The organism is Ureibacillus thermosphaericus (genome assembly GCF_002370195.2).
Taxonomy (GTDB): domain Bacteria; phylum Bacillota; class Bacilli; order Bacillales_A; family Planococcaceae; genus Ureibacillus; species Ureibacillus thermosphaericus.
The window spans coordinates 2,519,058-2,532,380 of the sequence record NZ_AP018335.1 but is presented as its reverse complement, the minus strand read 5'-3'; the positions used below and the strand labels follow the sequence as shown (position 1 = coordinate 2,532,380).

At 34.6% G+C, this 13,323-nt stretch carries 12 protein-coding genes and 1 pseudogene; 8 read left to right on the top strand and 5 right to left on the bottom strand.

Features of this window, described 5'->3' with window-relative positions:
• The 3 genes from UtA1_RS12165 to UtA1_RS17255 all read left to right on the top strand — a co-directional run bounded on the left by UtA1_RS12165 (position 1) and on the right by UtA1_RS17255 (position 2,702).
• Positions 1–1,386, top strand: a complete 1,386-nt coding sequence (locus UtA1_RS12165) for an ammonium transporter (RefSeq protein ID WP_096551301.1) — start codon at positions 1–3, stop codon at positions 1,384–1,386.
• Between the two features lie 533 nt (positions 1,387–1,919).
• On the top strand, positions 1,920–2,063 hold the full coding sequence (locus UtA1_RS17260; protein WP_172597780.1) for a hypothetical protein: 144 nt from the start codon (positions 1,920–1,922) through the stop codon (positions 2,061–2,063).
• A 495-nt stretch (positions 2,064–2,558) separates the two neighbouring features.
• Entirely contained in the window at positions 2,559–2,702 is a 144-nt protein-coding gene (locus UtA1_RS17255; RefSeq protein ID WP_172597786.1) for a hypothetical protein, read from the top strand.
• Positions 2,703–2,753: 51 nt separating this feature from the next.
• On the opposite strand, the gene UtA1_RS12160 is transcribed toward UtA1_RS17255, so the two are convergent.
• On the bottom strand, positions 2,754–2,996 hold the full coding sequence (locus UtA1_RS12160) for a hypothetical protein (protein ID WP_126434503.1): 243 nt from the start codon (positions 2,994–2,996) through the stop codon (positions 2,754–2,756).
• A 17-nt stretch (positions 2,997–3,013) separates the two neighbouring features.
• Positions 3,014–3,457 (bottom strand): hypothetical protein, encoded by a 444-nt coding sequence (locus UtA1_RS12155; protein WP_126434501.1) that lies wholly within the window; start codon positions 3,455–3,457, stop codon positions 3,014–3,016.
• Between the two features lie 10 nt (positions 3,458–3,467).
• Here UtA1_RS12155 and UtA1_RS12150 point away from each other — a divergent pair.
• From UtA1_RS12150 to UtA1_RS12140, 3 genes and pseudogenes are all read left to right on the top strand, one after another.
• A pseudogene (locus UtA1_RS12150) lies at positions 3,468–3,689 on the top strand (helix-turn-helix domain-containing protein); the annotation flags it as partial.
• 527 nt (positions 3,690–4,216) lie between these two features.
• Positions 4,217–6,214, top strand: a complete 1,998-nt coding sequence (locus UtA1_RS12145; protein WP_096551297.1) for a methyl-accepting chemotaxis protein — start codon at positions 4,217–4,219, stop codon at positions 6,212–6,214.
• Positions 6,215–6,457: 243 nt separating this feature from the next.
• Entirely contained in the window at positions 6,458–8,197 is a 1,740-nt protein-coding gene (locus UtA1_RS12140) for an ABC transporter ATP-binding protein (protein ID WP_096551295.1), read from the top strand.
• Between the two features lie 392 nt (positions 8,198–8,589).
• On the opposite strand, the gene UtA1_RS12135 is transcribed toward UtA1_RS12140, so the two are convergent.
• Positions 8,590–8,730: a cyclic lactone autoinducer peptide gene (locus UtA1_RS12135; RefSeq protein WP_016839648.1), complete on the bottom strand. Its 141-nt coding sequence runs from the start codon at positions 8,728–8,730 to the stop codon at positions 8,590–8,592.
• Positions 8,723–9,292 (bottom strand): accessory gene regulator ArgB-like protein, encoded by a 570-nt coding sequence (locus UtA1_RS12130; protein ID WP_016839647.1) that lies wholly within the window; start codon positions 9,290–9,292, stop codon positions 8,723–8,725. The genes UtA1_RS12135 and UtA1_RS12130 overlap by 8 nt, the downstream gene beginning before the upstream one ends.
• A gap of 663 nt (positions 9,293–9,955) precedes the next feature.
• On the opposite strand from UtA1_RS12130, the gene UtA1_RS12125 reads away from it, so the two are divergent.
• Complete coding sequence (locus tag UtA1_RS12125; protein ID WP_083839563.1) at positions 9,956–11,029, top strand: GHKL domain-containing protein; 1,074 nt, start codon at positions 9,956–9,958, stop codon at positions 11,027–11,029.
• A gap of 12 nt (positions 11,030–11,041) precedes the next feature.
• Positions 11,042–11,773 carry a LytR/AlgR family response regulator transcription factor gene (locus UtA1_RS12120; RefSeq protein WP_096551293.1) on the top strand — a complete coding sequence of 244 codons (732 nt, stop codon included), beginning with the start codon at positions 11,042–11,044 and terminating at the stop codon, positions 11,771–11,773.
• Positions 11,774–11,985: 212 nt separating this feature from the next.
• On the opposite strand, the gene UtA1_RS12115 is transcribed toward UtA1_RS12120, so the two are convergent.
• A complete protein-coding gene (locus tag UtA1_RS12115) occupies positions 11,986–13,188 on the bottom strand; it encodes a YhgE/Pip family protein (RefSeq protein ID WP_232019836.1) in 1,203 nt (400 codons plus the stop codon).
• Positions 13,189–13,323: the final 135 nt, after the last annotated feature.

Here is a 13,323-nt window from a genome sequence, read left to right as displayed (position 1 = left end):
ATGAAGAAAAAAATGCTATCTATTTTTCCATTATTATTGTTCGCTGCAATGCCAGCTTATGCACAAGCACCAACTGTTGAGTCGATAGAATTGTCTGTGAATCTAGTTTGGGTCATGTTAGGTGCTATATTAGTATTCTTCATGCATGCTGGATTTACTTTGGTGGAAACAGGATTTACGAGAGCAAAAAACTCGTTAAACATCATCATGAAAAACTTCTTAACGATTAGTATTGTTTCCATTTTGTATTATCTTGTTGGCTTCGGTTTGATGTTTGGTGATTCAGCTGGAGGTATGTTTGGAACAAATGGATTTTTCTTATCGGGAAGAGAAGATATCGACTTTTTCGTATTCCAAGCAATGTTTGCTGCAACTTCCATTACCATTATTTCAGGTGCTGTAGCAGAACGGATAAGAATCATGAGCTATATAATGATTGCTGTTGCAATGAGCATCATTGTTTATCCTATCATAGGCCATTGGGTTTGGTCAGGTGACGGATGGCTTGCACAGCTCGGATTTACAGATTTTGCTGGTTCCACAGTGGTGCACTTAACTGGTGCGATTGCCGCATTAACCGTTGTCATCTTCCTCGGGCCTCGTATCGGAAAATATACAGGTAAAAAGGTCAATGTGATTCCAGGCCATAACATACCTCTAGGTGCTTTAGGTGTATTCGTACTTTGGTTAGGCTGGTTTGGTTTCAACGGTGCAAGCACCCTTGCAGCAGATACAAGTTTAGTACCACATGTCATTGCAACGACACTACTTTCTACATCGGCAGCTTTTGTGACGTCTGCCGTTTATACAAAAATCCGCTTTGGAAAAATTGATCCGTCCATTTCACTAAATGGTGTACTCGGTGGATTAGTAGGGATTACAGCAGGTGCAGCAGATATTTCCATTCTAGGTTCAATTATAGTTGGATTCGTATCAGGTATTTTATTAGTAGAAGGTGTTCGTTTCTTAGATGCAAAAGTACGTGTCGATGATCCGGTTGGTGCTATTGCTGTTCATGGTATTTGTGGTATTTGGGGCACTCTTGCAATCGGATTGTTCTCGACAGCTAGCGGTTTATTCTATGGGTATGGAGCTTCTCAACTAGGCGTTCAAGCAATTGGAGTTTTAGCCGTTATCAGTTATACATTCTTAATTGTAAGTGTTGCAACAATTCTGATTAACTTTATTCATCCGATTCGTGTATCAAGCGAAGATGAAATTGCAGGTCTCGATTATTCTGAACATGGCTCTTATGCATATGAATGGAGTCAAACCTTGCTTGAAAGAGTAATCAATGGCAATGACGAAAAACCTGAACACGGTTTAGGTTTAGCCGATCGTTTGAATAATCTAGGACACGGGGTAGTAAAAAGTAAAACTTCTTAAGTTGTTTTGAGTGGGAAATTCATACAGTGGGTTAACATTGTTTTGCGATTCTATTGAAGATCTGGAGACAATACTTTCAGCCTGAGGAAGATTTCCTCAGGCTTTTTGATGGTGCGCCCGGCATGTACATGAACTATAGGGTGTAAGTCCCGAACCCCGAAGACAGAAGTAGAGGTTAGCCAAGAGCAAGGGTGTCCGTGGTGACGCGGAATCTGAAGGAAGCTGGAGGCAAAACACCGGTCCGAGGAACACGAACCTCATATAAGGCTAGGTATGATTGAGTGAGTTTGCCAAACAAAACAAAGCTCTTTCTGTCGAAGGTCATATCGAGTAAATGAGGCGGATAGATGGTGTGAAAGTGCATGTACTTACCCGGGGAGGTCTGGCGGATAGGTGAAGTACGCTTCATAACCTACTTAGTGATAAGTAGCTGAACCGTCAGAAGTCAGCAGAGGTCATAGTATTAGTTGGTCTAGAACAACTGAGAAGGACCGAACAATTAAGAGAGAATAGCCCTTGGCATTCAGTGAGTCATGATGAACACAGAAAACGTAGTACCTCACTTGAGGAAGGAAGCGGTGAATCCCGTGGGAGACCTCTTGGAGGGTGGAGTGACCACTGGCATAAGAAGACAAGCTATTCACGGAAGTTATGAAAACTTGCGTCAATTATCTTAATTGAACCGCCGTATACGGAACCGTACGTACGGTGGTGTGAGAGGACGGGAGTTAATCGCTCCCTCCTACTCGATTGCGCCCGGCATGTACATGAACTATAGGGTGTAAGTCCCGAACCCCGAAGACAGAAGTAGAGGTTAGCCAAGAGCAAGGGTGTCCGTGGTGACGCGGAATCTGAAGGAAGCTGGAGGCAAAACACCGGTCCGAGGAACACGAACCTCATATAAGGCTAGGTATGATTGAGTGAGTTTGCAAAACAAAACAAAGCTCTTTCTGTCGAAGGTCATATCGAGTAAATGAGGCGGATAGATGGTGTGAAAGTGCATGTACTTATCCGGGGAGGTCTGACGGATACGTGAAGTACACTTCATAACCTACTTAGTGATAAGTAGCTGAACCGTCAGAAGTCAGCAGAGGTCATCGTATTAGTTGGTTTAGAATTACTAAGAAGGACCGAACAATGAAGAGAGAATAGCCCTTGGCATTCAGTGAGTCATGATGAACACAGAAAACGTAGTACCTCACTTGAGGGAGGAAGCAGTGAATCCCGTGGGGGTCCTCTTGGAGGGTGGAGTGACCACTGGCATAAAGAGAACAGCTATTCACGGAAGTTATGAAAACTTGCGTCAATCATCTTAATTGAACCGCCGTATACGGAACCGTACGTACGGTGGTGTGAGAGGACGGGAGTTAATCGCTCCCTCCTACTCGATTTGATATAACTCGTGCGGATAGAGATCTCACTTGTGTACATAAAAAGGTCACTCGTGCGGATAGAGATCCCACTTGTGTACATAAAAAGATCGCTTGTGCAGATAGAGATTTCACTTGTGTACATAAAAAGGTCACTCGTGCGGATAGAGATCTCACTCGTGTACATAAAAAGGTCATTCGTGCGGATAGAGATTTCACTTGTGTATATAAAAAATTCACTCGTGCGGATAGAGATCTCACTTGTGTATATAAAAGGTCACTCGTGCGGATAGAGATCTCACTTGTGTATATAAAAAGGTCACTTGTGCAGATAAAGATTCCACTCGTGTACATAAAAAGGTCACTCGTGCGGATAGAGATCTCACTTGTGTATATAAAAAGGTCACTCGTGCAGATAGAGATTTCACTTGTGTACATAAAAAGGTCACTCGTGCGGATAGAGATCTCACTTGTGTATATAAAAAGGTCACTCGTGCGGATAGAGATCTCACTTGTGTATATAAAAAATTCACTCGTGCGGATAGAGATCTCACTCGTGTATATAAAAAGGTCACTCGTGCGGATAGAGATCTCACTTGTGTATATAAAAAATTCACTCGTGCGGATAGAGATCTCACTTGTGTATATAAAAAGATCGCTTGTGCAGATAAAGATTCCACTCGTGTACATAAAAAGGTCACTCGTGCGGTAATCAGGGAAGTGGCAAATTATGTTCAACAACATCCCGAAAAAAATCATACAGTAGAAAGTTTAGCTGCTCGCGCTAATTTTTCGCCACGTTATTTTTCAAAAAAATTCAAAGAAATTATGGGGCAAACAATTCAATCCTATGTTGTTGAAACTCGAATAAAAAGAGCGGAGCATTTGTTGCATTATACAGGCATGACAGTTACAGAAGTAGCTGATGCTCTTAAATAGGTTTGATGATTCCCTAAAACCAGTAGGCGACATTCATAAGTATGAATCGCTGCTTTTTTTATAAATTGTAAAAGTCTGATAATGTGACTTTAAAACTATTTAATTTTGTTTTATAAGAGATAAAATCATATTTTGGTAAGATGGAAAATTAGACTGATTACACTAAATATAAAATAAATCGATAATTCTAAAGTTTTACAAAATAAAGATTATAAAAGAATATATCAAAAAGTTAGAAATTTATATCGATATAATAATGGGTTTTTTTTCAGCAAGTGTTGATTTAGAAAAGAAGATATTTCTTTTTAGGATCAATGCATGAATTTTATATTTTAAATACTGGAGGTTAAATGAAGTATGAGAAGATCTTAATTATTTTCCCAAGATTTACTTTTAACATTAATTATCAAATTTATTCCAAACCCGTTAAGCTAAATAAATTAAACAACAAATAGAAAACAAAAATACAAAATCTTTTTAGGCAAAGGAGATGCCACTTTTCAACTAGGGGAGGACTATCAGTGAAAAAAGTTTCAAAAAAAATCAGCAAGTTTAGCTTTCGTAATTTTCATATAAAATTATTTATTTCCATTACAATTATTGTAATCCTTTCTTCTTTGCTAATTGGCACATTATCTTATCAAACATCCAAGGAAGAATTAAGAAACCAAATATTGGATAATGTTTCGGCTAATGTATCTAGAATCGATGATGTTATCAAGGATCTAATTCAACCGAAAATGACGGATATTCAAATATTGTCAAATCATATAAGAGGATCCCAATTTCAAGAATCCAATCATTCTGAAATACGTAAATGGCTGAAATTTTATCAAGAATCCCATCCCGAAATTGCTGGTGTCTATGTAGGAAATGAAGACGGAATATTTGTGAAGGAACCAGCACATTTAGCGGTTAAAGCTGGATACGATCCTAGAGAAAGAGATTGGTATATTCAAGCCATGGAGAATAAAGGAGAAACCTTTATTTCAGAACCTTATGTTGCTGCAAGTACAGGAAAAATGGTGATTACCATCTCCAAAGCTCTCGATGATGGCACTGGAGTTGCAGGAATTGACATCAATCTTGATAAGTTGGAAGAATTAGTGAAAAACATTCAAATTGGCAAGGCGGGATATGGACTCGTTTTAGACAAAAACAATAAATATATTGCTCATCCATCTGCTGAATTGGGAAGTGAAGCCATAGATTCGATTTACGACAAATTGTATGAGAAAGATAAAGGACAGGTTAATGGAGTATTAAATGGAGAATCCGTAATTTTACATTTCATTACGGATGAATTGACTGGGTGGAAAATCGGCGGACTGATTTATGAGAAAGAAATTGATGAAGCAAATGAAGCTATCTTACATTTATCATGGATTGTAGGAACTATTGCGATTATCTTTGGTATCTTTGCTGCTGTTTTCATCATTAAATCTTTAAGCAGACCGATTAAACAATTGGGTGATTTAGCCGTAAAAGTCAGTGGAGGGGACTTGACCCAATACGCAAAAATATCGACAAATGACGTGATTGGAAAGTTAGGAATGGCTTTTAATGAAATGATTGATGGGTTGCGTACTTTGACTCTTCAAATAGACGAAACAGCCGAAAAAGTCGCGGCTACATCGGAACAATTGTCTGCCAGCTCCGAAGAAACGACTGCAGCAACTGAACAAGTGTCCAATTCGATTCAAGAAGTATCGAAAAATGCAGAAGCGCAGACAAGTATGGTTGAGAATGTATCCCATATCTTTAAAAAAGTTTCGCAAGGAGTGGAGGACATCGCCGAACGTTCATCCAACGTGACGGAACTTTCACGCAAAGCTATTCAGGTGGCAGACATAGGCGGCCAAGCTGTTTCCAAAACGGTTGAACAAATGAAATCCATTCATACATCTGTTAGCCAATCACAGTCCATTATTCATTCTTTATATGATAGTTCAAAACAAATCAATGAAATTTTAAATGTAATTACTGGAATTGCCGATCAAACGAATTTGCTTGCTTTAAATGCGGCTATTGAAGCTGCCCGTGCAGGTGAACATGGCAAAGGATTTGCTGTAGTCGCTGATGAAGTAAGAAGCCTTGCCGAACAAACCCAATCATCAGCTAAAGAAATTCAGGAGATTATTAAGAAAATTCAAGATGATACGGAAAATACAGTAAAGATGATGAAACAGATTTCTGTAAATGTAGATGATGGGGTAGAGATTACAAGCGAAGCCATTGAACAATTCAACCACATTCTCCAAACAACGAAAGAAATTTCGCCGCAAATGGAAGAAGTTTCTGAAGCAGTGAAAGAAATGTCCAAAGCTCTTCAACATGTCAATGAAGAATTGGATGGTCTTGTGGAAGTGGCTCAAGGTAATAATGCGGCATCTGAAGAAGTTGTCGCAACAGTGGAAGAACAGTTGGCTGCGATGCAGGAAATTTCCGCTTCGGCCCAGTCCCTTGCATCAATGGCAGAAGAATTGAAATCTGTCACATCTAATATGAAATATCATTGATGAAGCAACTTCAATATTACATCTTGATGGCGTAATGAGAAAAGGGTTCTTTTCGATTCATCCATCAGTACAAACTGTTTTGAGTGACTAAATATTTTGGATGACGATGTAAATTAGGCAGGAGAGTTTAATCTTCTGCCTATTTTTCTTTTTAAAAAGTATTAGTCTAATTACAAATGTTATCCATTTGCAAAAAATTTTTGTATAATTCAAGATATGACTATCAAAAGAGAGGAAAAGAAGATGTTAAAGCATTTTTTTTCTTACTATAAACCACATAAACGATTATTTATCATCGACTTTTCATGTGCTGTCTTTGTGGCTATTTTAGATTTGTTTTTCCCAATTGCGGTGCAATGGTTTATTGATGTCTTATTACCTGAAGGCGATTGGGGAAAAATTGTACAAGTCAGCATTTTATTATTACTTGTTTACATTTTAAGCACCATCATGAACTTCGTTGTCAACTACTTGGGTCATAAACTAGGAATTAATATTGAAACCGACATGCGTCGCGATTTATTTAATCACATCCAAAAACAAAGCTTTAAATTTTTTGATAATACAAAAACGGGCCATATTATGAGCCGCATTACAAATGATCTTTTTGATATTGGTGAATTTGCGCACCATGGTCCAGAAGATTTCTTTATTGCAATGATGACATTTATTGGTGCGTTCATTATTATGTTCCAAGTAAATCCGACATTGACGTTTATTGCACTTGTTTTCACACCCTTTTTAATTTGGTTAGTGACTTACTGCAACAATAAAATGAACAATGCTTGGAAAGAAATGTATAGTAAAATTGCGGATGTTAATGGAAGAGTAGAAGATAGTGTTTCAGGAATCCGGGTTGTTAAATCATTTACAAACGAAGAATTTGAAATGAAGCGCTTTAAACAACAAAACGGATATTTCCGCGCTGCCAAACTATTTGCTTATAAAGTGATGGCAGGGACACACTCAAGCATCTATTTTATGACACGACTATTGACTTTAGTCATTTTAGTGGTAGGTGCTTGGTTGAGTTATAATGGCAAATTGACATATGGTGAATTAGTAAGTTTCGTATTATATACAAATGTATTAATTAAACCTATTGATAAAATTAGTGCATTACTTGAACTGTATCCAAAAGGAATGGCAGGATTTAAACGTTTCCGGGAATTACTGATGCAAGATCCGGAAATTCAGGATCGTCCCAATGCTGTAGCAGTTCCTCATTTACAAGGAAATATCTCTTTCAACAATGTATCGTTCCAGTACGATGAATCAAAGCCGGTATTACGGAATATTTCATTTAATATCCAAGCTGGCCAAACAATCGCATTTGTCGGTCCATCTGGAGCAGGGAAGACAACAATCTGTTCATTAATTCCCCGCTTCTATGATGTAAACGCAGGGGCGATTACTATTGATGGAATCGACGTACGAGATATCACACAAAAATCGTTGCGTGAACAGATTGGCATTGTACAGCAAGATGTATTCTTATTTACTGGTACAATTTGTGAAAATATAGAATACGGAAGACTAGGTGCAAGCTTTGAGGAAATACAAGCGGCTGCTGAGAAGGCTCATTTGAAAGAATTTATCGAATCTCTTCCAGATGGTTATGAAACGCAGATTGGGGAGCGCGGCTTAAAATTATCAGGAGGTCAAAAACAGCGTATAGCCATTGCACGTATGTTCCTAAAAAATCCGCCAATTTTAATATTAGATGAAGCCACTTCTGCACTGGATACTGAAACAGAAATGATGATTCAAAAATCTTTGAACGAGTTGTCCAAAAATCGTACAACATTAGTCATTGCGCATCGACTTGCAACGATTCGCAACGCCGATCGTATAATTGTTGTAACGAAAAATGGAATTGAAGAACAAGGCACTTATGAGGAACTAATTGCTTTAAATGGCGTATTTGCAAAATTGCATCATATCCAGTTTCAAAAAAATGAGGAGGAATTTATCTCTATCTAAAAGATTATTGGAGTTAATGGAGAAGCTGGGACAGAACTAAAATTGGCCTTCTTAAAATCGAATTATCATTAGCATTTCGATATTTAATTAAACCGAATGATATTGAAGCTCAGAATAGAGTTTCAATAATCGTTCGGTTTTTCTATTGGCTGAAAACCTTTTGTCTCAACTCTTTTCTTAATTAGCAATTATCTATTTTTTAGTCAAATTATCAAAAATCCCAGTAGCCATTCATTTCTAATATGTATTATTCCATATCTTCAATTTAATGAAAGAATAAGAAAAAAGGGAATCGTCTAAAAATTTAAAACGATCCCCTTTTTATGCTACACTTCCAAACAGAATTTTCTATCAACTTAGAAAACACTAATTCTTTTCTTAAAATAATACCATTAATTAAAAGGATTTTCTTTCTTTAAGCTTTCAGGAAGTTCTGGTTCATGAAAAACTAATGTACATCCCATAGTAGTTGCTGTATTAGCTAATAAAATAACCAAACCTGAAATTTTGCTGACAAGTAATTTTCTAAACATTCTCTTTACCTCCTACAAATTTTTGTGTTAATACAGAAATAAGTTGTAATGTTATTCCGTAAAAAATGAAAATTCTGCTGGAAGGTATAAATATGAAACAAAGCCATAAAACAAACAATCTAAAAGCTATTTTCTTTTTTAAATACTGTCTATGTTTATAATTAAAAACAGGACGTTTACTCGTACCAATTGGTGAAAAAATAAATAAAAATAAAGACATTGTACCAGTGAATAAAATCAACCATTCTATACTTAGATGAAAATCTTTTATGATGATTACACCAATTGGAAATGCAAGTATACTCATCAGTAAACAAACAATATTATTTTGAAAATGAAACCCCAAGCAAACTTGTCTCAAAATAAAAAATACAATGTGAGTGAAAAAAGTGATAAAAAAACAATCTAATAATATGGCGATCAGATAGATAATGATAATTTTCCAAATATCATTCAATATTAATCTCACGCCAAATTTTATTTTTTCTCTCTCTAAATTATTGTAATGTTCTAGAGTAAGCATATTGACTATTCGATTCTCAATATTCGATAGAAAATTCATAAACACCACCACATCATTATCTTAATGTAAATTTTGATTAAATGGAGTTTTATGTCATAAGTGTTTAAATTTTACTCCTAGATGTAACAAAAACTATTAAACTTAACGAGTATATTGCGAGTTTTACAGTCAAATAGTTATTGAACTTAATATATTTACAAGCATCTTCATTATTTTCTTTCATCTAAATTTTTTATTATAGGATTATGGTGTATAATGTGAAATGTGTGCTATTTTTTCGTATAAATATTTCCATAATCCTATTTCATTTATCTTAATTAGTGAATGTAAGTTGCGATAAATAATGTTTGGGATATGCCATCCCAAAATTACTAACATATAAAAATCACTATTTTTCAATCATGAAAAATAGTGATTTTCCAACTTATCCTTGATTAAAATAATACTCAAATCAATCAAACGAATTATTTTTTGATAACCCTATCATATATTCAAGGCTTAAAGGGGAGAGTTACAATTTCAGATTTACTTATTGTTAGTATTATTGAATTTACTGTAATCTGCCTATCGATTTTTTATTTTCAAAAAATAAAATTAAATCTATTTTCTGTTTCCATTAGTCTATCAATAGCTGTTATATCATTCGTTTCATTTTATTTTCTGGAATCATGGATTGCCATCATTATACTATTTGGTAGTATCGTGTTAGCTCTGATTTTTCACTCTAATTTATTTAAAATATGTATTGATTTATGTTTAATTATTTTCATCGGAATGATTTCAGACCACATTGCCCAACTGGTTTTAAATAAAAACAATAATGTCTTTTTCCACTCTCTAATCTTTGCACTTTGTTATGCAATATTATTTATAATCATTAATTTACTCATAAATTTATATAAACGAGATTATTTGCCCATTAATTTTATTACCAAGTTTCTCATCAGTATTTTATGTTGTGTAACTGTCATCGTCTTATATTTGAACATTTTTATTCCAACATCATACGAAGAATTGCAGCTAACAAGAATTAATCTAATCATTCAAATATGTTACTTAATTGTTATGTCATTTTTGTTCATCTTACTTATTTATAGTATCAACGAAACGAATAAATTAAAGCATGAGAAGATACAAAAAGCATTGTTTTCTCAATATATGAGTTCATTAAATGAAATTAATATTGAAATGCAAAAATTTCGTCATGATTATAAAAATATTTTAATTACAATGGAGAGATACATAGATAATAAAGATTTAGATGGTTTAAAAAAATATTTTAAAGAAAAAATCATAAATACTGAAAAAAATACACTATTAAAAAATTCCTTAATTCATGATTTAGGGAATTTAGAACTGATGGAACTAAAAGGATTATTACTAACAAAACTATTAACAGCTGTAGAGAAGAAAATTGATATACAAATCGAAATTCCAGAAAAAATCGATTCTATTTATATGGATATTATTGATTTATCAAGAATGATAGGGATTTTAATTGACAACGCTATAGAAGCAAGTATTGAATGTGAGAATCCCTTTATCAATCTTGCTATTATGAAAACAAATGATAATTCAGTATTAATGATTATTGAAAATAATTTCACCAATACATTAGATATTCATCAACTTTATAAAAATCATTATTCAACAAAAAAAGGAAACCGTGGCTACGGCCTAAACAATGTTAAGGATATTTTAAATAACTACCCAAATGTACTAATGAATACGAGCATTGAGGAAAATATCTTTATCCAAGAAATTGAAATAAGATAAAGGTGATGTTTCTTGAAGGTCATAATTTGCGAAGATGATTTAGAACAAAGACAATTTCTGCAGAATGTCATAAGAAGATATTCAAGTTTTCATTTGCCAAGTATTGAAATTGCATTATGTGCTTCAACACCAGAAGAAGTCATATCTTATATCGAAAATCATTCAGCTGAATGTTACATATTAGATATTGAATTGAATAGCAGTATCAACGGTTTAGAATTAGCTAGAATTATACGAAAACAAGATCCATTAGCAACTATTATTTTTGTAACGACCTTTGCCAATAAACTAAAATTAACCTTTAAATACAAAGTAGCAGCTCTTGATTTCATTATTAAAACGTCGAATCAACAATACCTTGCTAACAATATCATCGAAGCATTGACAACTGCATATCAACATTATTTGACACTTGGCCATAATAGTTCTACAAAAGTACTTCAAATAAAAGTAGGAGAGAATATAAAAAATATTCGTTATGAAGATATTTATTATTTTGAAACCTCTTCAATACCTCATAAAATAAGAGTGCATTCAAAAAATGGCATCTATGAGTTTTATGGAAAATTAAAAGATTTAGAGAAATTGGATCCAAGATTTTGTAGATCACATAACAGCTATCTAATAAATATTGATTATTTGCACGAATATGATGTAAAAAATAAAATATTAATAATGGAAAATGGACATGAATGCTTGGTTTCATACAGATATGCTAAAAATATTGTGAAACACTTAGTGTAATGGATGCGTAAAATGTGGGTTTCTAGAAAGTCGAAAACTTTGAACTGCTAACTGTCAAGTAGACAGTAATTCAAAATTGTTTAACGAATTCTAATCAATTATGATTATATGAAAAGGATAGATGAAGCAGGAAACCTGTTCATCTATCCTTTTTAAATGAAATGTTCAATGTGAATCCATTAAATAATTTAATAGATTTTCCTTCATACTATTTACTCATCCATTACTGCAGTCATTTCAACATCTTTTGATTTTTTTGTTGAAAGTGCAAAATATCCAATCGTAATGAGGATAAAGGCAGCCATGTAGCTTAATAGTATGAAGTTGTTCTGCCATAAGAATGAAATATCCCCACTTGAGATTGCAGCTTTAAAGGATTGGATTGAATAAGTCATTGGCAATAGTGCATTGATTGGTTGAAGTGTGTTTGGTAGCAACTCCATTGGGAATGTACCTGCACTTGTTGTTAATTGTAAAATTAATATAATAATCGCTATAAATCGTCCAGTGTCTCCTAATAATGTGACAAGCATTTGAATAAGTGTCATAAACACAATGCTTACAATTATGGAAGTTAGGATGAACAACGGAAGATTTACAACTTCTAGTTTTAATGCCAATAATAAAATGCAATCTACTAATAGTGCTTGAATGATACCGACAATGGCAATCACACCAAATTTACTACCAAACCAAGTGAAAGCATTTTTCGGTCGGATGACTGGTCGTTTTAATTCAAATACAATGGATAACATTAGTGCTCCTACGAATAAGCCTAGTGACATAAAATATGGTGAGAAGCCTGTTCCGTAATTTGGCACTTCATTTACTGCCTCTTTTTGAATAACAACCGGTTCACCCATCATGTCATACGTATCTTCATTTGCCTTAACTGAACCAGCTTCTTCAGCTCCATCAGCAAGTTTGTCAGCTAATTCCGTTGTACCATCTAACAATTTATCTGTGCCGGATTTTAATTGATTTGAACCATCTGCTAGTTGATTTGCACCGTCTTGAAGTTGACCTGCACCAGAAGTTAACTGTTTCATGCCTAAGCTTAATTCCCCAGCGCCATTTGTTAAATCAACTGAACCAGTATAAAGTTTATTTACACCATTTTGCAATGTTTGTTGTCCAGCATTAATTTGGTCAAGACCTGCAATTAATTGATCAAAGGCAGGGCCAGTTTGAGTTTTTAATTGCTCTTCAATACCATCAGCTGAAGAAAGCAATTGATTTGTTAGTGAAGTTTCAAATTGTGTTAACCCTTCTTTGAGTCCTTTGCTGATACCCGTAGAAATTTGAGGTTCTAATTGGGCTTTTAATTGGGTTTTATATTGCTCTTCAATTTGTTCCTTCGTAGGAACATTGCTTGCTAGCTGCGCGATAAAGGCAGCAGCTTGTTCTTCACTCATAATGTTGTTGGCAACGAGAGCAGCCTGAATTTGTTCTAAGTTTTGAGTTTGTGTTGATATGGTGTAAACGCTAAACTAGAATCAACAGTTTTCCACAAATAGAACTCAACAGAATTCCCCAAATAAGATTAAACA